20 protein-coding genes are annotated in these 23,700 nt (G+C 42.8%); 8 read left to right on the forward strand and 12 right to left on the reverse strand.

What is annotated here, in order from left to right; all coding sequences use genetic code 11:
• The first annotated feature begins 4 nt into the window (after positions 1–4).
• Together ACFSJE_RS08485 and ACFSJE_RS08490 are read left to right on the forward strand one after the other, a co-directional pair.
• Positions 5–1,168: a helix-turn-helix domain-containing protein gene (locus ACFSJE_RS08485; protein ID WP_379830560.1), complete on the forward strand. Its 1,164-nt coding sequence runs from the start codon at positions 5–7 to the stop codon at positions 1,166–1,168.
• A 103-nt stretch (positions 1,169–1,271) separates the two neighbouring features.
• Positions 1,272–2,405, forward strand: a complete 1,134-nt coding sequence (locus tag ACFSJE_RS08490; protein ID WP_379830561.1) for an acyltransferase family protein — start codon at positions 1,272–1,274, stop codon at positions 2,403–2,405.
• Positions 2,406–2,436: 31 nt separating this feature from the next.
• Here ACFSJE_RS08490 and ACFSJE_RS08495 read toward each other — a convergent pair whose 3' ends face one another.
• On the reverse strand, positions 2,437–3,099 hold the full coding sequence (locus ACFSJE_RS08495) for an outer membrane protein (RefSeq protein ID WP_379830562.1): 663 nt from the start codon (positions 3,097–3,099) through the stop codon (positions 2,437–2,439).
• Positions 3,100–3,278: 179 nt separating this feature from the next.
• Here ACFSJE_RS08495 and ACFSJE_RS08500 point away from each other — a divergent pair, with 179 nt between their 5' ends.
• Complete coding sequence (locus tag ACFSJE_RS08500; protein WP_379830563.1) at positions 3,279–3,920, forward strand: hypothetical protein; 642 nt, start codon at positions 3,279–3,281, stop codon at positions 3,918–3,920.
• Here ACFSJE_RS08500 and ACFSJE_RS08505 read toward each other — a convergent pair whose 3' ends face one another.
• Positions 3,921–6,089 (reverse strand): acylase, encoded by a 2,169-nt coding sequence (locus ACFSJE_RS08505; RefSeq protein WP_379830564.1) that lies wholly within the window; start codon positions 6,087–6,089, stop codon positions 3,921–3,923.
• A gap of 51 nt (positions 6,090–6,140) precedes the next feature.
• Entirely contained in the window at positions 6,141–7,103 is a 963-nt protein-coding gene (locus ACFSJE_RS08510) for a TPM domain-containing protein (protein ID WP_379830565.1), read from the reverse strand.
• Between the two features lie 189 nt (positions 7,104–7,292).
• Here ACFSJE_RS08510 and ACFSJE_RS08515 point away from each other — a divergent pair, with 189 nt between their 5' ends.
• Positions 7,293–9,029 carry an ABC transporter ATP-binding protein gene (locus ACFSJE_RS08515; RefSeq protein ID WP_379830566.1) on the forward strand — a complete coding sequence of 579 codons (1,737 nt, stop codon included), beginning with the start codon at positions 7,293–7,295 and terminating at the stop codon, positions 9,027–9,029.
• On the opposite strand, the gene ACFSJE_RS08520 is transcribed toward ACFSJE_RS08515, so the two are convergent.
• From ACFSJE_RS08520 to ACFSJE_RS08535, 4 genes are all read right to left on the reverse strand, one after another.
• The gene (locus tag ACFSJE_RS08520) at positions 9,026–9,358 is read right to left on the reverse strand and encodes a 2Fe-2S iron-sulfur cluster-binding family protein (RefSeq protein WP_379830567.1); all 333 of its coding nucleotides are present in this window, start codon (positions 9,356–9,358) and stop codon (positions 9,026–9,028) included. The two genes, ACFSJE_RS08515 and ACFSJE_RS08520, sit on opposite strands and share 4 nt — an antisense overlap.
• Positions 9,359–9,412: 54 nt before the next feature.
• Positions 9,413–10,471, reverse strand: a complete 1,059-nt coding sequence (locus ACFSJE_RS08525) for an NAD(P)/FAD-dependent oxidoreductase (protein WP_379830568.1) — start codon at positions 10,469–10,471, stop codon at positions 9,413–9,415.
• Positions 10,472–10,535: 64 nt separating this feature from the next.
• On the reverse strand, positions 10,536–10,775 hold the full coding sequence (locus ACFSJE_RS08530) for a NifU family protein (protein WP_036380319.1): 240 nt from the start codon (positions 10,773–10,775) through the stop codon (positions 10,536–10,538).
• 2 nt (positions 10,776–10,777) lie between these two features.
• Positions 10,778–11,917, reverse strand: a complete 1,140-nt coding sequence (locus ACFSJE_RS08535) for an Mrp/NBP35 family ATP-binding protein (protein ID WP_379830569.1) — start codon at positions 11,915–11,917, stop codon at positions 10,778–10,780.
• A gap of 282 nt (positions 11,918–12,199) precedes the next feature.
• Here ACFSJE_RS08535 and ACFSJE_RS08540 point away from each other — a divergent pair, with 282 nt between their 5' ends.
• Positions 12,200–13,858, forward strand: coding sequence for an amidase (locus ACFSJE_RS08540; RefSeq protein WP_379830570.1), 1,659 nt, complete (start codon positions 12,200–12,202; stop codon positions 13,856–13,858).
• Here the strand turns inward: ACFSJE_RS08540 and ACFSJE_RS08545 are convergent.
• The 3 genes from ACFSJE_RS08545 to trmB are packed head-to-tail and all read right to left on the reverse strand — an operon-like array spanning position 13,855 to position 15,482.
• Positions 13,855–14,178, reverse strand: coding sequence for an MGMT family protein (locus tag ACFSJE_RS08545; protein WP_379830571.1), 324 nt, complete (start codon positions 14,176–14,178; stop codon positions 13,855–13,857). The two genes, ACFSJE_RS08540 and ACFSJE_RS08545, sit on opposite strands and share 4 nt — an antisense overlap.
• A 2-nt stretch (positions 14,179–14,180) precedes the next feature.
• Positions 14,181–14,810: a LysE family transporter gene (locus ACFSJE_RS08550; protein ID WP_379830572.1), complete on the reverse strand. Its 630-nt coding sequence runs from the start codon at positions 14,808–14,810 to the stop codon at positions 14,181–14,183.
• Positions 14,811–14,813: 3 nt separating this feature from the next.
• Complete coding sequence (trmB, locus tag ACFSJE_RS08555) at positions 14,814–15,482, reverse strand: tRNA (guanosine(46)-N7)-methyltransferase TrmB (RefSeq protein WP_379830573.1); 669 nt, start codon at positions 15,480–15,482, stop codon at positions 14,814–14,816.
• Between the two features lie 84 nt (positions 15,483–15,566).
• Here trmB and ACFSJE_RS08560 point away from each other — a divergent pair, with 84 nt between their 5' ends.
• Positions 15,567–16,679 carry a glycosyltransferase gene (locus ACFSJE_RS08560; protein ID WP_379830574.1) on the forward strand — a complete coding sequence of 371 codons (1,113 nt, stop codon included), beginning with the start codon at positions 15,567–15,569 and terminating at the stop codon, positions 16,677–16,679.
• Here ACFSJE_RS08560 and ACFSJE_RS08565 read toward each other — a convergent pair.
• Both ACFSJE_RS08565 and ACFSJE_RS08570 read right to left on the reverse strand, forming a co-directional pair.
• Positions 16,583–17,659: a sensor histidine kinase gene (locus ACFSJE_RS08565; RefSeq protein ID WP_379830575.1), complete on the reverse strand. Its 1,077-nt coding sequence runs from the start codon at positions 17,657–17,659 to the stop codon at positions 16,583–16,585. The genes ACFSJE_RS08560 and ACFSJE_RS08565 overlap by 97 nt on opposite strands.
• Positions 17,659–18,345 carry a response regulator transcription factor gene (locus ACFSJE_RS08570; protein WP_379830576.1) on the reverse strand — a complete coding sequence of 229 codons (687 nt, stop codon included), beginning with the start codon at positions 18,343–18,345 and terminating at the stop codon, positions 17,659–17,661. Before ACFSJE_RS08570 ends, ACFSJE_RS08565 begins: the two co-directional genes overlap by 1 nt.
• 178 nt (positions 18,346–18,523) lie before the next feature.
• On the opposite strand from ACFSJE_RS08570, the gene ACFSJE_RS08575 reads away from it, so the two are divergent.
• Both ACFSJE_RS08575 and ACFSJE_RS08580 read left to right on the forward strand, forming a co-directional pair.
• Positions 18,524–21,373: a TonB-dependent receptor domain-containing protein gene (locus ACFSJE_RS08575; protein ID WP_379830577.1), complete on the forward strand. Its 2,850-nt coding sequence runs from the start codon at positions 18,524–18,526 to the stop codon at positions 21,371–21,373.
• 63 nt (positions 21,374–21,436) lie between these two features.
• Entirely contained in the window at positions 21,437–23,680 is a 2,244-nt protein-coding gene (locus tag ACFSJE_RS08580) for a hypothetical protein (protein ID WP_379830578.1), read from the forward strand.
• Positions 23,681–23,700: the final 20 nt, after the last annotated feature.

The following is a 23,700-nucleotide window of genomic DNA, read 5'->3' on the forward strand; positions in this document are numbered from 1 at the left end:
CCTCATGGAACAAGCGCAGACAATATTGCAACAGATTCCCATTCGGTACAATCTTGCTTCGCATATAATGCTCATTGGCATTGTTCAGGGATTATTCTTGGTCTTGGTTATCTTTCTTAGAACCAAAAGAGATTCTGCAATTCGACTGTTTGGATGGTCTTTGTTGGTGCAGAATTTGGTGTTTATAGACATTTATCTGTGCTACACAGGACTCATGAAATACGTACTGTTCCTAAATGATTCCACAGAAGCTTTTGTCCTGCTCATAGCGCCTACACTCTATTTTTTCTTGTATTCTTTGCTGAAGCGGGAACCCTTTTCGCTTAAAAAACAGTGGTATCATTTTATTCTTCCTATCGCTTATGCAGTATCACAAATCAATTATACGCTGAGTCCGCTAGAGGTGAAACTCAATGCCTATATTGGGGCCTATCATCGTGATTTGGGCTTTGTAGAGATTCCTGAATCCTTTAATTATTCCTACCATATCGTAAAAAATAAAACCCGGTGGATAGTGCTCTTCAGTTTTTCATTTTACTTGGTCTTATCCGCTCGCTTACTATCACAAACATGGCACACAAAAGAACTGTCCAAAAAGAACATTAAGGCCGACAAATACATCTTTTCAAGAAATACGTTTGTTTTTTTCTTGGCCTTATTGGTCTTTGTTTTCTTCATATTCATCAATTTCGATGATGACAGTGGCGACCATTATATTGGCATTTTTGGAACATGTATCATCTTCCTGACTTCCTTTTTTATTCTTTCCGAATCCCGTTTTTTTGAAAAATCCTGGATTGCGGACAAATATGAGACCCTTTCTACCAACTCGCTCCAATTTGAAGCTGTGGAAAATTTTTTAAAGGATGGGACTTATTATTGTCGTCAAGATATTTCACTGAAGGATTTGGCGGAAAATCTCAACACAAATGCCAATACCATTTCAAAATTGATCAATTCTGAAACCGGGATGAACTTTAATGACTTTATTAACCAAAAACGGATTTTATTGGCCAAAACCCGTTTGTTGGATGAAGAATTTGCCCATTTAACCGTTGAGGCCATAGGACACACAGTTGGTTTTCGGTCCAAATCTGCATTTTATTCCGCTTTTAAAAAGCATGTGGGAAGTTCCCCTTCGAGTTACATGAAGCAAAAAAAGGGCTAAAACACTCCTAATTCCTCCAAAATTGTAATTCTGGACGTTTTGAAGCCCCAAAAACTGCAACACTTTGGGTGCTTGCAGCATCTTTGGTTAAAATTCATCAATCATGCAGACAAAATTCAGACGTTACGATTTAGATTGGCTACGGGTCATTGTTTTTGGACTCCTCATTTTTTACCATGTGGGGATGTTCTTTGTACCATGGGGGTGGCACGTCAAAAACAATACGATTTACGATTGGCTTATATGGCCCATGCTTTTTTTGAACCAGTGGCGCTTGCCCATTCTTTTTGTCATATCAGGTATGGGCACGTATTATGCATTTGGAAAACGAACAGTTGGGCAGTTTAATTGGGAACGGTTCAAGCGTTTGGGGATTCCACTCATTTTTGGCATGTTGTTCATTGTGCCGCCACAAATCTATTTTGAACGTGTGGCCAATGCCCAGTTCACTGGAACGTACTGGGAATATTTCACCACTGTGGCCCGTGATGGTATTTATCCCCAAGGAAACATTTCATGGCACCACCTTTGGTTTTTACCTTACCTACTGATTTTCTCTTGGATATTGTCCCCGATTTTCCTCCAAATTCGAAAAAGGCCTGGAAAATTTGTGCAATGGATAAAACGTCTGGTGGCAAAACCATTGGGATTGTACTGGTTTATTGTTCCGCTTTATTTTTGGGAATCTTTGGTGGAACCTTTCTTTGATATTACCCACGACCTCATCCACGATTGGTTTGCCATCATTAACTACAGTACCTTTTTCTTTTTTGGATTCGTATTGATCTCACTCGGCGAGACTTTTTGGGAAAGCGTCGAAAAAATAAAGAAAAAAGCACTGGTCATCGGGCTGATATGCTTTACAGGGCTTATTGTCTGTTGGCAGTTTGAAGATGGTTACTTCCGGCATTTCACGGAGGCCCTGTTGAAAGTAGCCAATCTTTGGAGTTGGATATTGGTACTGTTTGCCTACGCTGCCCAATATTTAAATCGTCCAAGCAAGACATTGGCCTATGCCAACCGCGCGGTATATCCTTTTTATATCTTACACCAAACGGTAACCATTACCATTGGGTACTATCTTATGAATTTGGATTGGGGATTTATTCCGAAGGCCACCCTTTTGGTTGTGGGCACGTTTGGAATAAGTTGGATTATCTATGACCTGTTCATTCTTAGGATTCCTTTTTTACATCCTTTATTCGGATTGAAAAAGAAAAAGCCCGCTATTGATTAGCGGGCTTCTGAATTTAATAAAATGCGATTCGCTAAAAGTAATAGGAAAGTCCAAAAAATAGATTGGAGGAATCCAAACTAAGGTTGAAACCACTATTTTCAGTTCTACCCCCATCGCTATAATCACTTTTATAGGTACCATATTGCAATACCCCAAATGAAGATTCAAAAGCCAAATTTTTGGAAACAAAGTAGGTAACCCCAGGTCGAATGGATAACGCAAACTGATCCGCTTGGCCGGTGCTTCTTTCAGCGGTATCTGAAATAGTTTCAGACCATGATGCGCTGTATTCAAATTCTCCTTGCATATTAATGAGCAGATTTTTGCCCACACTAAAATATCTTCTAACATAAGGTGCCACGGTAACAGATTCACCTTTGCTTTCCGATTCACCCGTAAAAGTACCGTTATCTATTCGTTCAAGATTGGATTTACTATGGCTATACCCAGCTTTTAGGCCTAACATCCAATTGTCAGCAAAAACATACCCAACGCGAGGTAAGACGGAAAATGAAAATCTATCCGAATTACGAATTGAAATTTGATTTGTGGACTCTTGGTTGTTTAACCCTACAGAAAAATCACCCCCAACATTCCAAATGCCTTTAGGAATGATTCTTTTGTCGTTTTCTGATTCTTGTGCTTGAAGGGTCACTGCGCCCAACAAGAGGGTAAAAAGTAATACGTGTTTCATTTTTTGATATAATTAAAAGGTTAAGCCAAAAAAGTATCAAGCTTCATACCTCATAATGCCAATAAATCTTATTTGTGAAGAGTTTAACTTGCATCGGTTTTTCATCGATTTAACGCCACTTTATCATCTTCATGGCAAGGTATTTGCTAACTTTATAATTATCTATCGACCAAGTTGCTATGAAAAAGCTTGTTTTGTTATTCTTGGGTTTTGTGCTGGGAATTGTTTCCCTTCACGCACAATCCGATATTCCTACGACCCGTCCTCTACAGATCGGGGACAACAACAATTTGGATATCAAAGCGAGTAACCAAGGAACTTCTCTTCGTATACCTTCGGTTCTTGATGAAAGTTTAACCTCCGAAAATGACAAACCCGGTATTAAGATGTTGCCAGACAGAGAATTGGTACAAGCAGGACACGATTTGGTCATCGACCCAAAAGTGGGTGAAAAGGAGAAAAAAGGCTCCAATGAGCATTTTGGTGATATGTATTTGGGTGATTTAAAAACCACCTCAAAATTCGTGGGTGTTGTTTGCCGCGATCATGAGTATGTAGATGGCGACCGAATCAAAATCTATCTCAATGGGGAAGTGGTTGAATACAATTTGCTACTTTCTGGAGCTTTTAGAGGGGTTAATCTGGATTTAGTGCCAGGTTTCAATCGTATAGAGTTTGAAGCTTTGAACCAAGGTTCATCCGGTCCCAATACGGCCCAAGTGGTAGTGGCTGATGAAAAAGGCCAGGTAATCCACAATAACCGTTGGAATCTTTCCACGGGCTCCAAAGCCAGCTTAATTATCGTTAAAGAAGAAGAGTAATCACTCTCCGTCTCCGGGCTTGTAGGTTCGCCCCGCTCTTTTTAGCACATCTTCCTTGTAATAAGCTGCATCCTTAAATTGTTTGTCGGCATAACGCTGTGCTTGATCATTAAAATGCGGTGAATCTGGGTCGCCACTCTGACCCCCAGCCAACATGGTCTTTGCCTTTACCTTATCCCCAAATTCAACTACGGCCACAAAACTGTTGCCACGGGTACCGTAAATTTTTTTGGTATCATTATCATATCTGGCGCCATAGGCTGCCAAGGCACCCCACGTTCCGCTTGCAAAACCAATGGGAATGCTGGGTTTGTTATCATCAAATGGCTGACGAATGTCCCCATTCAACCGTTGATAGCGATTGACCTCGCCCCAAGGCATTTGCCACATCCCGAAATCACTTTCCAATTGGGCCACTACTTCTTGAAAAAGTTCCATTTTCTTCGAATCAGGCCAAGTACTCCCCCAATAATTCACCCATTCCATGGAATACATACCTTCTGGCCTTTCCGCCTTGGAATAGCATCGTGTCCCATAATAATGGGCCAAGGTCATTGCAATGGATTCTTTAGAGGTGGTAAAATCCCAGTTGCGAAGCACCTCAATGGGCTCTTTCAATGCTGGCTTTGGATTTGCATCATACGCTTTGACCAAACCAGGAATCAAGGCTTTAAAGGCAGGTAAGTAGGGATCATGTGCCAACTCAATAAGGCTGTCCAAGGTGTATCCACTTCGCCCTGTCAATAATTCAATGGCATGAATACCTCTAAAATTTTCTTGATCACGTGACATATAATTTGGATAGTCCTCGCGCTTGGGACTGAATTCCAATGCCGAAGTATAAGGGGTGGAATTGCAATTTTGAATCCATCCGTTTTCTGGATTCAGCACCAAAATATTCTCATCCACCGTATGCAATCCTTGCCAATCGGTCTTGGGATTACTGCCGTCCACGGGTTCGGTATAATCAAAAATAGTATCGCGTTTCGGCACAAAATTGCCATGAAAATAGGCAATGTTGCCCTCTGCATCGGCATAAACCGTATTGTTGGAGGAATTGGTTCGGATATCCATCATCTCACGAAAACCCTTATACCCATTCTGCTTTGTTCGGATGTACGATTGCTCCAAGGCCTTTACCGGCTCCCACATCATGGCCGAAGCCGTCCACTGGCCATCTGCCAAATGAGTGATTGGTCCATGATGGGTACGATACATGGGGAATGTCTTTTCTTTTAAAGCATCCCCATCTTTATATTTTAAAGTAACTTCCAAGGAATCCACCGGGCGCAATTCTTCGCCGTACTGATAAAACAAATTCCCATCATTTTTGAACAGGGTCTCTTTGAATTCATCCATCACATCGGTATAGGTGGACGTGTGCATCCAACCCGTTTTCTCATTGAATCCTTGGTAGACAAAAAACTGTCCCCAGGTCACGGCGCCGTAAGCATTGAGTCCTTCTTCACTGACCACATGCACCTCGCCCCGAAAATAAAAAGAAGTATGCGGATTGATCAAGAGCATGGCGTTGCCCGATTGCGTCAGTTTTCCTGAAATGGCAATCCCGTTGGAACCCTGCGGCTCCGCCAACTCCTCTTCTTTTTTGATTCTTAGTTCTTCCATCTCTGGAAGTTCCATGCCGCTTTCATAAAACGCCTTTATTTTTTCGATGGAAATACGCTCAATATCCCCACCAATGGACCCCTCACTAAAATACATGGGCATCCAAGGTTCAAAATGCGTGAGTAGTTTGGGCTTCACCTCTGGATGGGTATGTAGATAGTAGTTGATGCCATCGGCAAAAGCATTACAAAGCTTTTTTAGCCATTCGGGACTGTTTTCATAATTGGCGATGGCCTCTTCTTGGGTCATGAACAATTTTGCCCGCAAGTCACTGTAGATGGCTTCCTCGCCTTCAACTTCTGCCAAGCGACCTGTGGCCCAAATGTAATTTTGTTCAACCCGATTAAAATCGTCTTCACACTGTGCATACAATAAACCAAATACGGCATCAGCATCTGTCTTTCCATAGATGTGGGGCACCCCAAAATCATCTCGAATAATGGTGATATTCTCAGCTTGCGCTTTCCATTTTTCTACTTCGGTTTGAGGTTGTTCAGAGCAGGATAGAAATACAAATAATACTGTGAGGACGGCAATTCTCATTTCGGGGATTTGTTTTGATTGTACCGTGAAAATACGTGAAATCAGAAACAATTACCAACTTCCACTGGCGCCACCACCTCCAGAGCTTCCTCCGCCCCCTGAAAAACTGCTGGAACTACTGCCCCCAGAGCTTGAACCGAAAGAATGGCTCCCTCCCGAAGAAAAGGTCTTGCTCATATACTTACTGTCTGATTTAACCCATGAGAGTTTAAAATCTTCCTTGCCCTTTATCCGAATCTTTAAAATGGCCAACACTATGGTTATCAAAAAGAACCCAACTGGTATTAGGTACAGCCATGACGTATTTAGATTTATGTTTTCAGGGTCAAAATCGAATCCAAAGACCATGGCTAGGAAAAATAAGGGCATCAATATAAAAACCAGCCCGAAGACCACCATCATCAGGGTTGGGATGAGCATAAATAGTCCAGGTAAGAGCCCAAGTTTTCCCGTAAACATGCCCCGGAACATCTCTACGAGATTTGAATACCCTTTGTAAAAAACAAATCCCCCGGCTGCAATAAAAATGCCAAGAAAAAGGGTCATCATCACAAGGGCCCACCACGGAAATTCACCCTCAGCATCAATTTCTTGATTGAATTCTTCCAATGCCTCGGGGTTGGTTAAAAACTCCATAATTTGATCTGTGGCCGTGTCCAACCCACCAAAATAATCTTCCTCTTTAAATTGGGGAATCATGGTATTTCTAATGATTCGGGAGGCAACCGCATCAGTGATATAGGGCTCCAATCCGTAGCCAACTTCAATGCGCACTTCCCTATCCAGTTTTGAGAACAAAATCAAGATGCCATTGTCCTTTCCTTCTTGCCCCAACTTATTCTGATTGAAGGTACCATTGGCATACTGCTCAATGGTCTCCGAGCCTAATTCGTTAATGGTAAGTACTACCAATTGATTCGTGGTTTCTGTTTCAAATTGGGTGAGTTTGACTCGTAGACCATCCAATTGGGGTTGTGTGAAAATTTCCCCGTTATCCGTTACAATCTGGGTCAATTGGGGGTATTCTCCTTGTCCGAAAGACAGGAAACACCACAGAAGCAATACACTTAATAACCTCGCTTTTAGCATCGTAACTACGATTGAAAGCCTTAAATATACCATTTGTAACCTTCCCTTGCATCAAAGCTTTCATAAGTTGTCCATTTAAATTGACGTAACTTGCAGCTCTTTTGACAAATTGCTATGCCCGAAAAAAAAGTTAGCATCTTAACTGCTTTTAAAACCATTATTTGGCCAAAACGAAAGCTTGTCTTCATAGGCCTTTTGTTGATTGCCATAAGTAAGGCGGCCAGTTTTGTTGCCCCGATTGCCTCAAAACACTTAATTGACGATGTTATCGTAAAAAAAGATATTACCCTGCTCAAATATTTGGTGGCCGGGGTTATGTTGGCCATTCTTGTACAAGCGGTGACTTCTTTTTTGTTGACTAAAATCTTAAGCGTACAGGCCCAATATTTAATTTCTGAGCTTAGGGCACAGGTTCAAAAGAAAGTGCTTGCCCTTCCCGTAAGATTTTTTGATAATGCCAAATCCGGGGCTTTAGTCTCCCGCATCATGTCCGATGTGGAAGGTGTGCGCAATTTGATCGGTACGGGGTTGGTTCAATTGGTAGGTGGTACCATTACTGCTGTGGTATCGCTGATTTTGCTCATGAGAATAAGTGTTTTCATGACGCTCTTCACCTTTATCCCACTCATCATTTTTGCCATTATTGCCTTAAAGGCTTTTAAAATCATTCGACCTATATTCCGTAATCGTGGTAAAATCAATGCCGAAGTCAAAGGTAGACTCACCGAAACTTTGGGAGGAATTAGGGTCATAAAAGGCTTCAATGCCGAAAAACAAGAGGAAGAAGTTTTTGAGGAGGGTGTGGAGCGCTTGTATCAAAATGTAAAAAAAAGTTTGACTACAACCGCTTTTATGACGAGTTCTTCTACTTTTTTATTGGGCGTGGCAACCACCAGTGTTATGGGATTTGGGGGATATAAAATAATCCATGATACACTTACGATAGGAGAGTTTGTGGAGTTTACCGTATTGTTGGGCCTCATGATTGCCCCTATTGTGCAAATGAGCAGTGTGGGGAGTCAATTGACTGAAGCTTTGGCCGGCCTTGACCGTACCGAAGAATTAATGAATTTGGAGGAAGAATCGGATGAGGAAAACCGCACAATTCTGCTTAATCAAGTAGTTGGGCATATGACTTTTTCCAACGTCAGCTTTTCTTATGAGGAGGATAAAGAAGTACTGCACAACATCAGTTTTGAGGTAAACCCGGGACAGGTCATTGCATTGGTGGGAAGTTCAGGTTCAGGAAAATCCACCATTGCTGGATTGGCCGCCAGTTTTTTAAATCCTGATTCCGGAACCATTACCATCGATGGCCACGACCTTTCCAAGGTTAATCTGAATAGTTTCCGACAACATTTGGGCGTGGTTCTTCAAGACGATTTTTTGTTTGAGGGAACTATTCGTGAAAACATCCTTTTTCCACGACCCAATGCAACCGAAGACAAATTACTTGAAGCCGTAAAAGCGGCTTATGTTGACGAATTTACGGACCGTTTTGAAAAAGGGTTGGACACCTTGATAGGGGAGCGGGGCGTGAAACTTTCCGGAGGGCAGCGTCAGCGAATTACTATTGCCCGTGCCATTTTGGCAAATCCCAAAATCTTGATTTTGGACGAAGCTACATCGAGTTTGGACACAGAGTCCGAATCACTAATCCAAAAAAGTTTAGGAGAGCTTACCAAGGGCAGAACCACTTTTGTGATTGCACATAGATTGAGTACCATTCGTAAAGCCGACCAAATTCTGGTCATTGAAAATGGCCATATTTTAGAACAGGGAACCCACGAACAATTAATAGCTTCCGAAGGAAGATACTTCAACCTATTTACCTACCAAGCCAGAATTTAAGCTTCCTCAGGGGCCAATTCCACCTCCAAGCCATCCAAATCTTCAGTGATATGGAGCTGACATCCTAAGCGGCTGTTGTCCTTCACAAAAAAAGCTTCGGCCAACATGGCTTCTTCATCATCCGATTTTTCTGGAAGTTGATGGTCGGAAAGTATATAACATTGGCAAGAGGCACACATGGCCATTCCCCCACAAATTCCAATGGTCCCCTCGGGAGCCAATTCGTAGGAGCGCACCACTTCCATCAAGTTCATGTTCATATCGGTTGGGGCATCCACTTCGTGTGAAACGCCCTCTCGGTCGGTTATTTTTATTTTGATATCACTCATAATCTTTCTAGGGACACCCCTAAAGTCCCCTCAAGGGACACTTTTCACTTACTATTAATCTATTGCTTTGACTACGGCCTTCGGCGCTTCTTTTTTACTACCATCAAATCCAGTTACGCCACCAACAGTGGTGTATTTCATCACATACTTTTTATCGGGATGGATGCGCTGGTAGGCACTTTGGCACATCAAAGTAGCTTCATGGAAGCCGCATAAAATCAATTTTAATTTCCCGGGATAGGTATTAACATCACCTATGGCGTAAATTCCGGGAACATTGGTTTGGTAGTCCAGAGAATTATCCACCTTAATGGCATTCTTCTCTATTTCAAGACCCCAATCCGCAATCGGTCCCAATTTTGGGGAAAGTCCAAACAGTGGAATAAAATGGTCTACAGTTACATCCACTTCTTCTGAAGTCTCTGTATTCTGAATGGTGACTTTCTCCAATTTTCGTCCCCCTTTGAGTCCAACCACTTCCGCAGGTGTCATCAAATTGATTTTCCCTTCATTCTTGAGTTGCTGTACTTTTTCAACGGAATCCAAAGCACCCCGAAACTCATTTCTTCGGTGTACCAACGTCACCTCGTCGGCAACATCGGCCAAGAAAATAGACCAATCCAACGCAGAATCCCCTCCGCCTGCAATCAAAACTTTCCTGCCACGGTACATTTCCGGTTCCTTGATCATGTATGCAACTCCATTATCCTCATAAACCGAAAGGTTTTCCAACAATGGTTTTCTGGGTTCAAAACTCCCCAATCCCCCAGCAATGGCGATAACCGGAGCTTGGTGTTTGGTTCCCTTATTGGTTGTAACAATAAAAGTCCCATCATCCAACTTCTCAATGGTTTCCGCCCGTTCGCCCAAGGTAAATCCAGGTTGAAACGGTTTGATTTGCTCCATAAGATTATCCACCAACTCACCGGCCAAAACCTCGGGGTAGCCGGGAATATCGTAAATAGGTTTCTTGGGATATATTTCGGAGCACTGACCACCAGGTTGGGGCAATGCATCGATTAAATGGCATTTAAGTTGCAACAGGCCAGCTTCAAAAACAGCAAAGAGACCCGTAGGTCCCGCTCCAATAATGAGTATGTCGGTCTTGATCATGTAACAAAGGTTTTGGGTACGCAACTTACCGCTTGCTCACGGAAAGATTCATGACTTTCATCAGTTAGCTCACGTTAATGACTTCCTCGATTTGTGGGGCGTATTTTTTTATGGTCATTTCCACACCGCTTTTCAAGGTCATTTGGTTGACGCTACAGCCAATGCAGTTCCCCTCTAATTTGACTTTTACAGAATTGTCGTTATCTATTGAAATCAATGTGATGTCTCCTCCATCACTTTGAAGAAAAGGTCTTATTTCCTCCAAAGCCTTCTCAACATTTGTTTTAATTTCCTCTGATGTCATGCTCATTTCTTTTTAACGGCGGCACAACCAGCCATTGTTGTAATCTTTATTGCTTCAGTGGGCGGTAAATCGGTATTTCGTCGTACCAACTCACTGACCACGCTCTTGGTCAATTCCTCAAATGCTTCCTCGGTTGGGGTTGCCGTTTGCAATGCAGCGGGTCTACCCACATCTCCTGCTTCACGAATACTTTGCACCAAGGGAATTTCCCCTAAAAATGGCACATCCAAGTCTTCAGCCAAGTTTTTGGCGCCATTTTCCCCAAAGATATGGTATTTGTTGTTAGGCAACTCCTCTGGTGTAAAATAGGCCATGTTTTCCACAATACCCAAAACAGGCACGCTGATGGCTTCTTGCTGGAACATGGCAACTCCTTTTCGGGCATCAGCTAATGCAATTTCCTGTGGCGTGCTCACCACCACTGCTCCGGTTACGGGCAACGATTGCATAATGCTCAAATGGATATCTCCGGTTCCAGGAGGTAAATCCAAGAGCAAAAAGTCCAATTCTCCCCAATGGGCATCAAAAATCATCTGGTTGAGCGCCTTTGCCGCCATGGGACCACGCCAAATTACGGCTTGGTTGGGTTGGGTAAAAAATCCAATGGACAGCAATTTAACCCCATAATTCTCGATAGGTTTCATCTTTGCTTTGCCATCCACGTTGATGGATAATGGCTTTTCCAACGCAACATCGAACATAATGGGCATGGAAGGTCCGTAGATGTCCGTATCCAAAAGTCCCACTTTAAAGCCCATTTTGGCCAAGGTGACCGCCAAATTCGCGGTAACTGTGGATTTACCCACACCCCCTTTTCCAGAGGCGACGGCAATTATATTCTGAATTCCAGGAATTGGGTTTCCCTTAATTTGATTGACTTGGGGTTTAGCAGGTGCATCAACCTTTAGGTTGACTTTAATTTTTGCTTTTTCGTATACCTCTCTGTGGATACACTTTAAGATTTCCACTTCGGTCTTCTTTTTGGCTTGAAGACTTGGGTTTTTTATGGTGACATCCACTTCAACTTCATCGCCAAATACCTGAATATTGGTGATTGCTCCACTCTCAACTATATTTTGTCCATCTCCCGGCGCAGAAATTTTTTCCAATGCCTTAAGAATGTCTGCCTTTTTCAGCTTCATGTAATCCTAATTTTATATGCAGTCGTTTGTACTGATTCTAAATTACAAAGATACGGTGTTGCGCTTAGATTTTGAAGTTGGGCCATTGAATTTCAATATGGTAGAACAACTTACCTCTATAATGTGATGATTCGCCTTATTTTATGACATCTTTCGGCCATTTTCTATCGTTCCAAATTTGGAAATAACGATTCTAAACTGGCAGAAATAAAGTGCAATTCACCACTTTTTTTTGAAAAAAATGTAGCTTAGGCTATTGAATACACCAATAATCAACCACAAATGCCAGTCAAACTCAAAATCAACCATTTTGTTTGCTTAGTTGGCTCCATTTTTCTGATTTCCTGCGCCACAAAACAGGAGTTCACCAAAAGGGATGTCAAAAAATCGGAACGGCTGATTGGCATTCATTTTCAGAAAGAAGCACTGGACACTTTATATCCCTATTTGCAAAGAAACCGGGAAGGATTCGACTCGCTCCGAAAATATCCGTTGGAAAATGATGTGTTTCCTGCTGTTCGGTTTGACCCCATTCCTTTCGGCTTTGAGATGCCTGAACAGCTGGAAAATCAGACTTGGGAAATCCCCGACAATGTAGAAATTCCAGAACCTTATGATGCTTTGGCGTTTTATACCATTCCGCAGTTGGCCTCCTTGCTCAAAAAACAAAAAATCACCTCAACGGAGTTGACCCAGTTCTTTTTGGCTCGATTGAAAAAGTATCAGCCTATGTTGCAGTGCAGTATCAGTATTACCGATAGTTTGGCTTTGGCGCAGGCCAAACGGGCCGATGACGAGATACAAAATGGGAAATACCGTGGTATTTTGCACGGAATCCCGTATGGCACAAAAGATTTGATGTCCGTTCCCGGATATACCACCACCTGGGGTGCAGCACCGTATAAGAATCAGATGTTGGATGAGACCGCCACAGTGGTAAAAAAACTCGAAGAGGCAGGGGCCATTTTGGTTGCCAAATTGGTTTCGGGAGCATTGGCCCGGGGCGATGTTTGGTTTGGAGGAAAGACCAAAAATCCATGGGATACCAAGCAAGGCGCCAGTGGTTCTTCTGCAGGGTCGGGTTCCGCTACATCGGCGGGATTGGTGCCGTTTGCCTTGGGAACTGAAACCTTGGGGTCCATTACTTCTCCCAGCACACGAAATGGGATTACCGGGCTTCGCCCGACTTACGGTAGGGTAAGCCGTTATGGGGTGATGAGTTTGAGTTGGTCCATGGACAAAGTGGGACCTATGGGAAGAAATGCTGAGGATTGTGCTATAGTTTTTAGTGTCATCCAAGGAAAAGACGAGAATGATTTAACTACTGTGAACCTCCCTTTTGGAGTGGATTGGAAAAAAGATATTGCTGAGCTTAAGGTGGCTTATCTCAAAAAAGACATTGAAAAGGACACTACCGAAAGTGGGGACAATCTCAGAAATGCTTTAAAAACCTTGGAAGAGATGGGAATCCATCCCACCGCTGTGGAAATGCCGGAGGACATTCCATATAGAGGATTTGATATTATTTTAAGGGCCGAAGCGGGAGCCTTTTTTGACGAATTGGTACGATCTGGTGAAGTGGATATTATGGTGGAGCAGGACCAGCGTTCCCGGGCCAATTCCCTGAGGCAAAGCAGATTTATTCCGGCGGTGGAGTATCTGCAAGCCAATCGCCAGCGGCAAGTTCTAATCCAAAAAATGCAAGACCTCATGAAGGACTATGATGTTTTGATTTCCCCAACTTTTGGCAATAATCAATTGATGGCCACCAACTTAACGGGACATCCCGTCATTGCAGTTCCAACGGGGTTGGATGAGGAAATTCACCCGACCAGCATGACTTTTGTAGGCAATTTATATGATGAAGCGAGTATTTTGCTTTTAGCCAAAGCCTTTCAAGAAAAGACCGAATTTGATGAAATGCATCCTCCAGGATTTTAAAGTTCCTTGGCCGGGTCCCAGAAATGGGTTTGAAAATCGATTATCTGGTTGTCTTTAACCTCAATCCCTTCATTTTCCAAAAGCTGTTGCATCAAATTAGTTCCACCAAAATGATGCTTCCCTGTCAGCACACCAACACGGTTCACCACCCGATGGGCAGGCACATCCTTGGCGGAAGAATTGTTCATGGCCCAGCCTACCATCCGTGCACTTCGGGCAGCACCCAAATATTTGGCAATTGCTCCGTAAGACGTTACCCGGCCATACGGAATGAGTTTAGCAACTTCATAAACTTTGTCAAAGAAGTTTAGCTCCTCCATTTTTATCGATAAAAGATTCGGATGAGGGTGATCACCAATAGTACGAGCATCAATGCACTCAATATGTAATTGGAATTCTTCGAGAACCGATTGGTCTTCGTCTCCAGCTTATCAAAATAAAAGGTGTAGAGGTACAGTACGGAAAAAGTCCCGGCTCCAGCAGCTACCACAAAGGTTGTGATATCCTTGGCCTCAAATTGTATCCATCCGGCCTCGTTCCACATGGCATTCAAGCCACTATAATATGGAATGGTCAAAAGATTGAGGGCGGCCAACAAAATCCCTTTAAAGAAACTGTTCTTTTTGCTGACGTTTACTTTTTTAAAATTCTTGACTTGTTTCCGCTTGGCAATGACAAAAAAGTAAATGGCAAAAAACGCAAATACCCCGATGGCAATCTTCAACAAAAGGTCGATTACTTCAGGGTTTCGATATAAAAATTTTGAAATAAGTACAGCGATATAGGCCTGAACCATAATCATGGAAGAGACCCCCAAACTAAAAATGATTCCATTTACCTTTCCTTTCTCCACACTGGTCTTGGCTGCATTCATATTGAGCAACCCCGGGGGCACGGTAGTCATAAAGGCCGCCGAAAATGTGGCGAAGAAAAGGATGATGATATGGGTCATTGGTCAGTTGATCCTAAACTGGATATAGGTAATCGGTTTTCCAACCTCAAGATACTGATTTTCGTAGAAAGTTTGAATTTCAAGCACCTCTGGAGGGCTTCCTTCGTTCTTATAAACATCATGGTTTGAATACAAAATTTCATGTCCAAGTCCCTGCAAAAGCCCAAGGGTATAGCCGTGCATGAATTCGCTATCGGTCTTCAAATTAAGAACTCCTGATGGTTTTAGTATTTTTTTATATCGCTCCAAAAATACTGGGTTCGTCATCCTATGTTTAGTCCGTTTGTACTTGATTTGTGGGTCTGGGAAGGTAATCCAGATTTCATCCACCTCATTTTCCCCAAAAAGATGTTCTATCAGTTCAATTTGGGTCCGAAGAAACCCAACATTATTCAAGTTTTGCTCCAAAGCCGATTTGGCTCCACGCCAGAACCGAGCTCCTTTAATATCAACCCCAATAAAGTTTTTGTCCGGATTACGCTTTGCCAACCCAAGGGTGTATTCTCCTTTGCCACAACCCAGTTCCAATACAATGGGATTGGTGTTCTTAAAAAAAGAGGCCCATTTGTTCTTCAACTTGAACCCAGACAGGACCTCATCCCTCGTGGGCTGTACCACATTGGCAAATGTCTCGTTCTCCTTAAACCGTTTTAGCTTGTTTTTACTTCCCACCCTCTGTGCTTTTGAGCAAAAATTTAATGTTTTCGCAAAACTAAGGAAATCTAAAAGCAATTTGGATTTTGTTTTTTTGCCCTTATGCAAAATTCGAAACGCATTTTGGTGGCTCCATTGAACTGGGGATTGGGTCATGCCACGCGCTGCATCCCCATCATCAATGCGCTTTTGGAGCACGGGCACCAACCCTTTATTGCTTCGGATGGGGTTGCCTTGTCCCTTTTGCAGAAGGAATTTCCGGATTTGCCTTCTTTTGAGTTGCCCTCGTATAAAATCACTTATGCCGAAAAGGGAAAAAACTTCAAAATAAAGATGATTTGGGATTCACCCAAAGTGCTTAAGGCCATGGCCAAGGAGAAAAAAGCGGTGAAAAAGTTGGTAAAGGAGCATCAATTGAATGGTATTATTTCGGATAATAGACTTGGGGTGTATTACAAAAAAGTGCCTTGTGTTTTTATCACCCATCAGCTCAATGTGCTTTCCGGCAATACCACATGGATGAGTTCGCAGGCACATCAAAAAATCATAAAAAAATTCAATGCGTGTTGGGTTCCTGATGTTGAGGGCAAACCCAATTTAACTGGCAAGCTGGGTCACTTGAAAAAGTCCAAATTGAACATTAAATATCTTGGCCCATTAAGTCGATTTGAGAAAATGGATGTTCCAGTCATCTACGATTTGATGGTTTTACTTTCGGGTCCAGAACCGCAACGCACTATGTTGGAGGAAAAACTTTTGAAGGAACTTCAGCAATTTGAGGGCCATGTTCTTTTTGTGGGCGGCAAAATTGAAGATTCGCAGGCCAAAACGGAAATCAAAACTGAAAAAGGTTCGTTGCTGCGCATTAATTTTATGCAGTCCCACGAACTTCAAATGGCATTGAACCAAAGTGGAAAAGTACTTTGCCGTTCAGGCTATACTACGGTGATGGATTTGGCGAAATTGGAAAAAAGAGCCTTTTTTATTCCGACTCCCGGGCAGTATGAGCAGGAGTATTTGGCCAAACGTATGGAAAAGCAAAATTTGGTTCCGTACTGCGAGCAGGATGACTTCACTTTACAGGAATTATCCCGAATGACAACTTTTGAAGGGTTGGCTCAATTTGAATCTGAAGTTGATTTCGCAGATTTGTTCGCTGCTTTTTCCAGTGTAAATGAAAATTCGGAACCTACATCTTCCTCACTTTCCACGTAGATTTTTTCACCATGTACTTCCATGATGTGTTTAACAATGGCCAGTCCCAATCCTGAACCCCCTTCGGCGCGGCTACCACTTTGGTCTACCCTATAAAAACGCTCAAAAAGTCTTGGAATGTGTTGTTTTGGGATACCTTCCCCGTTGTCTGTAACGCGAACAATGACCTTATTTTTAATGAGGTTTTCCACACTGACCTCGGTGGTACCGTTGGGATATCCGTACTTAATAGAGTTTACAAGAAGATTGGTAATCACTTGTTGAATTTTTTCCCGATCAGCATTCACATAAATGGGATGGTTGTATTCCATATCGAACGTAAGGGAAATATCCTTCTCAGCGGCTTTCATCTCCAAAAGGTCGAACACATTTTTGATGAGTTCGATTACATCAAAATCCTCTCGTTCCAATTTTAGCCCTCCGACTTCCAGCTTTGTGATCAGGTCAAGATCCTTTACGATGTAAATCAATCGTTCTACACCCTTGTTGGCCCGCTCCAAATACTTCTGTCGGAGCTTTTTATCCTTCATGGCACCATCCAACAGGGTTAAAATATATCCTTGGACCGTAAAAAGTGGAGTTTTTAATTCGTGGGAAACATTCCCCAAAAAGTCCTTTCGGTATTCCTCCCGGATTTTAAGGGTGTCAATCTCAATTTTCTTGCCCTCCGCGAATTTTTCAATTTCCTCGGTGAGGGTCTTCATGTCGGTGGTTACGGGTTTTGAAGAGAAGGTAGATGACTCCAAAAGAGAAACGTCATCATATATTTTTTTGATTCGTCTGTAGATGAAACGCTCTACCCGGACCTGTAGAATGATGAAGCAAATTAGAAAACAAATTAAGGTAAACAGAATGGTGTAAGGCCAATCCATTTCCCCCTTGTCTAAAAGAAAGGCTATGAACAGTCCGCTTAAAAATGCGGTGATGAGCAGGGAGGACCTTAAGGCAAACTTGTAGGATTTCCTTAGTTTAATGGCCATTACATCACAAACTTATACCCTACGCCCTTAACGGTTTTAAAGTGATGGTCCCCAATTTTTTCGCGTAGTTTTCTAATATGGACATCGATGGTTCGGCCACCGACCACTACTTCATTTCCCCAAACTTTGTCCAAAATCACTTCTCTCTTGAACACCTTGCTCGGTTTTGAAGTAAGAAGGGACAATAGTTCAAATTCCTTTCTGGGCAGTACAATTTCTTCACCATCGTTGATAATCTTGTACTCCTCCCTATTAATGATAATGTTTCCAACCTTTACGATATCTTCAACATCTTTCTTCTCTTCCTTCAATCGTCTGAGTAGTGCCTTTACTTTGCTTACCAAAACCTTTGGCTTAATCGGCTTGGTGATGTAGTCATCAGCTCCGGCATCAAAACCAGCCACTTGTGAGTAATCCTCTCCACGGGCGGTTAAAAATGCTACAATGGTATTTTCAAGTCCTGGGGTGTTTCTGATCTGTTCGCAGGCTTCAATACCATCCATTTCAGGCATCATAACATCGAGTATGATCAAGTGTGGTTCCTTTTTCTTGGCTTTTGCCACGCCTTCCGCACCATTCTTGGCAGTAAAGACCTCATACCCTTCTGCAGACAGATTATAGCTTACAATCTCCAGAATATCAGGTTCATCGTCAACAAGTAAAATCCTAATGTCCTTGGTTTTCATGGGATGGTATATCTAAGTTAAACGCCCAAATGTAAAGATAATACTATAACGGGATAAATGCTTAACATTCATTTAATCTCATAACATTATTGTAACGGTTCTCAAATAAACACTTAACACACAGCTAACATCGCTTTTACAGCCTGTGGCGTTCTTTGCGCCAAATACTTACCTGATAATGAAATATTTTTTACTGATTATGACCCTTGCAGTGACAATGCAAGCGGTAGCGCAGGATACCACGGGAAGCATCGTAGGTAAACTGACCGATAGAGAGCTAAATGATGAGCCTCTAGCCTTTGCAAATGTCCTTATAAAAGGAACGACCAAAGGAACAACCTCAGATTTTGATGGGTTGTATGAAATTCCAAATGTAGAACCTGGCGTGTACACATTGACCTTTAGTTATTTGGGGTACGAAACCGTTGAAGTTCCCAATGTGGAAGTAGTAGCCGGTAAAGTAACCAGCGTAAATGCACCTATGAGCGCATCTGCTGGTTTGGCCTTGGATGAAGTGGTCGTGACCACTGTTTCCAGAAAGGACTCCGAAATTGCTTTGCTTTTGGATCAAAAGAGAGCCATCACCCTGGAAACTTCCATTGGTGCACAGGAATTGGCCAGAAAAGGTGCCAGTGATGCGGCTACTGCAGTGACCAAGGTTACCGGTATTTCCCGTGAAGAAGGTTCCAACAACGTATATGTACGTGGTTTGGGAGACCGATTCAACATCACCACGCTTAACGGACTTCCGTTGCCATCCAACAACACAGCCAAAAAGAACATTGATTTGAGCTTGTTTGGTACCAGTATCATCGAATCCATAGGAATTGACAAAACTTATAATGCACAAAACTATGGTGATTTTGGTGGAGCGAACATTAACATTGTATCCCGCAACTATACCGGTTCTGGTTTCTTGGAACTTGGCGTGGGTTCTGGCGTAAACACAGAAGCCATTGGGGTTGATCAATTCTATTTGTTTGATGGACCTAATTTTTCTGGTTTCTATGACAAATCCATTCCAAACGGTGCTTTCAACAATAATTTTGACACTAGTTGGGACCGCGAGACACGCAGCACTCCAATAAATTCAAACATTTCACTTAAGGGAGGGGATTCCTTCAATCTTGGTGAAAACTCAAAATTGAACTTCTTTGCTGTGGGTTCATTCAGCAATGGAAATTCTTATAGAGAAGGGGTAAACCGAGGTGCTCCCAACTTGGGAACAGGATTGCCAAACTCAGATTTTGACTATCAAAAATACAGCTACCAAACTGCTACTACCCTTATGGGTAACGCTGGACTTCGTTTGGGTGCTGCCAATGAGATCAAATACAATTATTTGTTGCTCAACAACACTGAGCAGAAGCATGAAGAATTCAATGGTATTCTGGATAGAGAGGATGATGCTCCAAACGGAGGCGGATTCATTCAACGTAACACTTTTGAAAAGACCCTTTTGTTGGTTAACCAACTTTTGGGAAGCCATGATCTAAGTGATCGATTTGAGGTAAACTGGGGACTTGGCTACAACTATGTCCAAAATTTGATTCCAGACCGTCGCCAGAACATCCTGTTACCTTATAGCAATAATGATCCAGAAGGTCCAAAATCCTTCAGATTGGTATCTGCAGCATCGGCCAACCACAGATTTTTCCAAGAATTGCAGGAAGAAGAGGTATCCGCTAATTTGTCCACTTCCTTTAAATTCAAGAAAAACGAAGATGATGGATTTGATGGAAAATTCACTGTGGGTTACAACGGACGTTTTAAAAACGTTGCTTTTGATGCAACCCAGTTCAACTATCAAATATTGAATGTTGCCAATCAACCTTTCGTTGATCCTTACAACATTGATGCTTATTTTGAAGAATACGGTCCAAATTCTGGCTTCTGGCAGATACGAACCTTTAGAGGAACTGCGTCTACCGAAGGAGCTTTGGATCCACAGACCTATGGTGGTGAACAACAAATCAACGCGGGTTATGTAACCTTGGAATACAAGTTTACACCCAAATTTACATTGTTCGCAGGAGCAAGGGGAGAGCAAATCAATCAGACCATAGACTGGAGCACCGTTATTCAAGGTGTTGACAGCAATGAATTGGACACCTTTGAGTTTCTTCCCTCTTTAGCTTTGAAGTATGAGTTGAACGAAAAGCAAAATATGCGATTTGCAGCGAGTAAAACGTATACTTTGCCTCAGTTTAAAGAAAGAGCTCCTTTCCTTTTCCAAGAGGAAATCAACCAAGATACACAAGGTAACCCTGCCCTAACCAACTCCACCAACTACAATTTTGACTTGCGTTGGGAACTATTCCCATCTTCCAGTGAATTGGTGTCATTTGCAGTGTTCGGAAAGTATATCGAAAACCCGATCAATACGTTCTTGATTGTTTCCGCAGCCAACAACTTAAGCTATGCAAACACGGGAGACCATGCCACTGCTTTTGGTGCTGAGTTGGAGGTGAAATTGGACGTTATTGAAAATGAAAGGGAAACCGCAGATAACATATTAATCGACAGACTATCAATCGGTGGTAACGTATCTTACTTGAACACCACTCAAGAATTGGATTACCAAAAGGTTTCTGAAGAGACTGATTTTGCCGCAGCCTTTACCAACACCAAGGCCCCGCTCCAAGGAGCATCAGACTTTATTTTCAACGCTGATGCCAGCTATTACACAGAATTTTCCGAAACCAAAAACCTAAGGACCACATTGGCCGCCAATTATTTCTCAGACCGTATCTACGCTTTGGGTAGCACAGGTCGAGGTCATTTGGTGGATAAAGGATTTGTTACCCTAGATTGGATCACTGCCGTGGAACTTGGCGAGCACTTTGGCCTTTCATTGAATATGAGAAACCTGTTGAACCCTACAATTGAAAGGGTAAATGAGAATGCCGAAGGAGATCTGGATACAGAGAACCCAGCCATCCCAGGATTTTTGGAAAATGGTCCCGTGACCGCTTTATCCTTTAAAAAAGGAGTTGATTTCAGCTTGTCCTTGACCTATAAATTTTAAAACTCAGTACTGTATTAACCAAAATAAATATAAATCTGAATCTTTTAATCTAAAACTATAATTATGAAAAAATCAATTTTCAAATTTATCCTAAGCTTCGCTGCAACGGCTTTGGTAGTCTCTTGTATGAGCGACGACAACAGCCCTGGCCCCGATCCTGATCCAGACCCCGTAGCCACCTGTTCTGATGGCATCCAAAACGGAGATGAGACCGGTGTTGACTGTGGTGGATCTTGTAGCGCATGCGTGGAAGACCCCATTGAACTTTCTGGAGAAGTTACTTCAGACACAGAGTTGGATGCTTCCAAAGAATATAGCTTAACTGGCAGTTATGTTGTTAAAGCCGGTGCTTCCTTGACCATTCCTGCTGGTACCGTAATTAAAGCTTCTGGTGGAACCGCTGCTTTTATTGGTGTTGAAAGAGGTGCACAAATCTTTATCAACGGTACTGCTTCCGCTCCTGTAATCATGACTTCAGATGCCGCTTCGCCTGCTCCTGGAGACTGGGGTGGATTGGTAATCGCTGGTGACGCTCCAACCAACAAAGGTGTGGACGTAACCACTGAAATTGGTGACCTTACCTATGGTGGTGCCAATGCCGATGACGATTCTGGTTCCATTACGTACCTACGTGTTGAATACACAGGTGCAACCTTCTCCAATGACAAAGAATTTAACGGTGTTTCTTTGTTTGGAGTTGGTGCTGGAACCACTTTCGAGTATGTTCAATCCTACTTTGGTGGTGACGACGGTATCGAGTTCTTCGGTGGGTCTGTTGATGGAAACTATTTGGTATCCATTGGAAGTGGAGACGATTCCATCGACTTTGCTGATGGATGGACTGGTAGTGGTAGCAACTGGTATATCTCTGGTGGTGCCAAAGCTGGTATCGAAGGTTCCAACAATGGTGACAATGGTGATGCCACTCCTGTGACCACAACCACCTTGAGCAACATTACTGTTGTAGGTCCTGTGACCGAAGGTGCCCTTTTCTACAAAGAAGGTGGTGGAAGCTTCACTATCGACAACTTCTACATTTCCGGAGTTGATCTAGGTGTAAAAGTAACAGATACTGATGCTCCTGCAGGTGTTCGTATCGAAGGCGGTGATTTGACCATCACCAACATCCAGTTTGCTGAAACAGAAGCTGGATTCGCTATTACCGACTACGCTGGACTTAACCAATCCTTCTACACTGAAGGTATTGCCACTGGTGCCGGTAACGGTGCTGCTTCTCCATCTTGGGCTTCTGGTTGGACAACTGGTTTGGACAACAGCGAGTCAACTCAAGAAAACTTGGCCGGTGAAATTGCTGGTGATGTCGAATTGAGCGCTTCAGTTGAATATTTCTTGACCAGTGGATTGATTGTTAAAGCTGGTGGTTCTTTGACCATCCCAGCTGGTACAACCATTAAAGCTTCAGGTGGTACTGCTGCTTTCATCGGTGTTGAAAGAGGTGCACAAATCTTTATCAATGGTACAGCTCAGGCTCCTGTTGTTATGACTTCTTCCAGCGAAACTCCAGCTCAAGGTGATTGGGGTGGATTGGTAATCGCTGGTGATGCCCCAACCAACAAAGGTGTGGACGTAACCACAGAAGTAGGTGATCTTACCTATGGCGGTAATACTCCAGACGATGATTCCGGTAGCATAACTTACCTAAGAGTTGAGTACACTGGCGCAACCTTCTCCAACGAAAAAGAGTTCAACGGTGTCTCTTTGTTCGGTGTTGGTTCAGGAACTACTTTCGAGTATGTACAGTCATACAACGGTGGTGACGACGGTATTGAGTTCTTCGGTGGAACTGTAAACGGAAACTATTTGGTATCCATAGGAAGCGGCGATGACTCTATCGACTTTGCGGACGGATGGAACGGTAACGGTAGCAACTGGTATATTGCCGGTGGTGCCAAGGCAGGTATTGAAGGTTCAAACAACGGTGATGATGGTGATGCCACTCCCGTGACCACTACTACATTGAGCAACATTACTGTGGTTGGTCCAGTTACTGAAGGTGCCCTTTTCTTCAAAGAAGGAGGTGGAAACTTTACTATTACCAATTTCTTCACCACTGGTGTTGATTTAGGTATCAATGTGACAGGAACTGATGCTGAAGCTGCCGTACGTATTGAAGCTGATGCTTTGTCCATCGACCCAATTCAATTTGATGCTCCTGCAATGGGCTTCTTGAATACCAACTACGCTGGATTGAACTTGGATTTCTTCATCGTAGGTGACAATACAGGTGCTGGTGCCGGTGCTGCTCAACCAGATTGGGCTGCAGATTGGACCGTAGGTATCGAATAATTTTTTCGATATAACCCTAA

The sequence above is a fragment of the Flagellimonas iocasae genome, assembly GCF_042682725.1.
Lineage (GTDB): Bacteria > Bacteroidota > Bacteroidia > Flavobacteriales > Flavobacteriaceae > Flagellimonas > Flagellimonas iocasae.

What these genes read in the sequence shown, in the direction of transcription:
- ACFSJE_RS08565 (WP_379830575.1), bottom strand. Translation starts at nt 17,659, where the DNA reads ATGGCCATTAAACTAAGGAAATCCTACAAGTTTGCCTTAAGGTCCTCC.
- ACFSJE_RS08495 (WP_379830562.1), bottom strand. Translation starts at nt 3,099, where the DNA reads ATGAAACACGTATTACTTTTTACCCTCTTGTTGGGCGCAGTGACCCTT.
- ACFSJE_RS08520 (WP_379830567.1), bottom strand. Translation starts at nt 9,358, where the DNA reads ATGAGTGATATCAAAATAAAAATAACCGACCGAGAGGGCGTTTCACAC.
- ACFSJE_RS08560 (WP_379830574.1), top strand. Translation starts at nt 15,567, where the DNA reads ATGCAAAATTCGAAACGCATTTTGGTGGCTCCATTGAACTGGGGATTG.
- ACFSJE_RS08500 (WP_379830563.1), top strand. Translation starts at nt 3,279, where the DNA reads ATGAAAAAGCTTGTTTTGTTATTCTTGGGTTTTGTGCTGGGAATTGTT.
- ACFSJE_RS08490 (WP_379830561.1), top strand. Translation starts at nt 1,272, where the DNA reads ATGCAGACAAAATTCAGACGTTACGATTTAGATTGGCTACGGGTCATT.
- ACFSJE_RS08540 (WP_379830570.1), top strand. Translation starts at nt 12,200, where the DNA reads ATGCCAGTCAAACTCAAAATCAACCATTTTGTTTGCTTAGTTGGCTCC.
- ACFSJE_RS08545 (WP_379830571.1), bottom strand. Translation starts at nt 14,178, where the DNA reads ATGGAGGAGCTAAACTTCTTTGACAAAGTTTATGAAGTTGCTAAACTC.
- ACFSJE_RS08530 (WP_036380319.1), bottom strand. Translation starts at nt 10,775, where the DNA reads ATGACATCAGAGGAAATTAAAACAAATGTTGAGAAGGCTTTGGAGGAA.
- ACFSJE_RS08575 (WP_379830577.1), top strand. Translation starts at nt 18,524, where the DNA reads ATGAAATATTTTTTACTGATTATGACCCTTGCAGTGACAATGCAAGCG.
- ACFSJE_RS08505 (WP_379830564.1), bottom strand. Translation starts at nt 6,089, where the DNA reads ATGAGAATTGCCGTCCTCACAGTATTATTTGTATTTCTATCCTGCTCT.
- ACFSJE_RS08535 (WP_379830569.1), bottom strand. Translation starts at nt 11,917, where the DNA reads ATGAAGCTGAAAAAGGCAGACATTCTTAAGGCATTGGAAAAAATTTCT.
- ACFSJE_RS08515 (WP_379830566.1), top strand. Translation starts at nt 7,293, where the DNA reads ATGCCCGAAAAAAAAGTTAGCATCTTAACTGCTTTTAAAACCATTATT.
- ACFSJE_RS08525 (WP_379830568.1), bottom strand. Translation starts at nt 10,471, where the DNA reads ATGATCAAGACCGACATACTCATTATTGGAGCGGGACCTACGGGTCTC.
- ACFSJE_RS08570 (WP_379830576.1), bottom strand. Translation starts at nt 18,345, where the DNA reads ATGAAAACCAAGGACATTAGGATTTTACTTGTTGACGATGAACCTGAT.
- ACFSJE_RS08580 (WP_379830578.1), top strand. Translation starts at nt 21,437, where the DNA reads ATGAAAAAATCAATTTTCAAATTTATCCTAAGCTTCGCTGCAACGGCT.
- ACFSJE_RS08485 (WP_379830560.1), top strand. Translation starts at nt 5, where the DNA reads ATGGAACAAGCGCAGACAATATTGCAACAGATTCCCATTCGGTACAAT.
- ACFSJE_RS08550 (WP_379830572.1), bottom strand. Translation starts at nt 14,810, where the DNA reads ATGACCCATATCATCATCCTTTTCTTCGCCACATTTTCGGCGGCCTTT.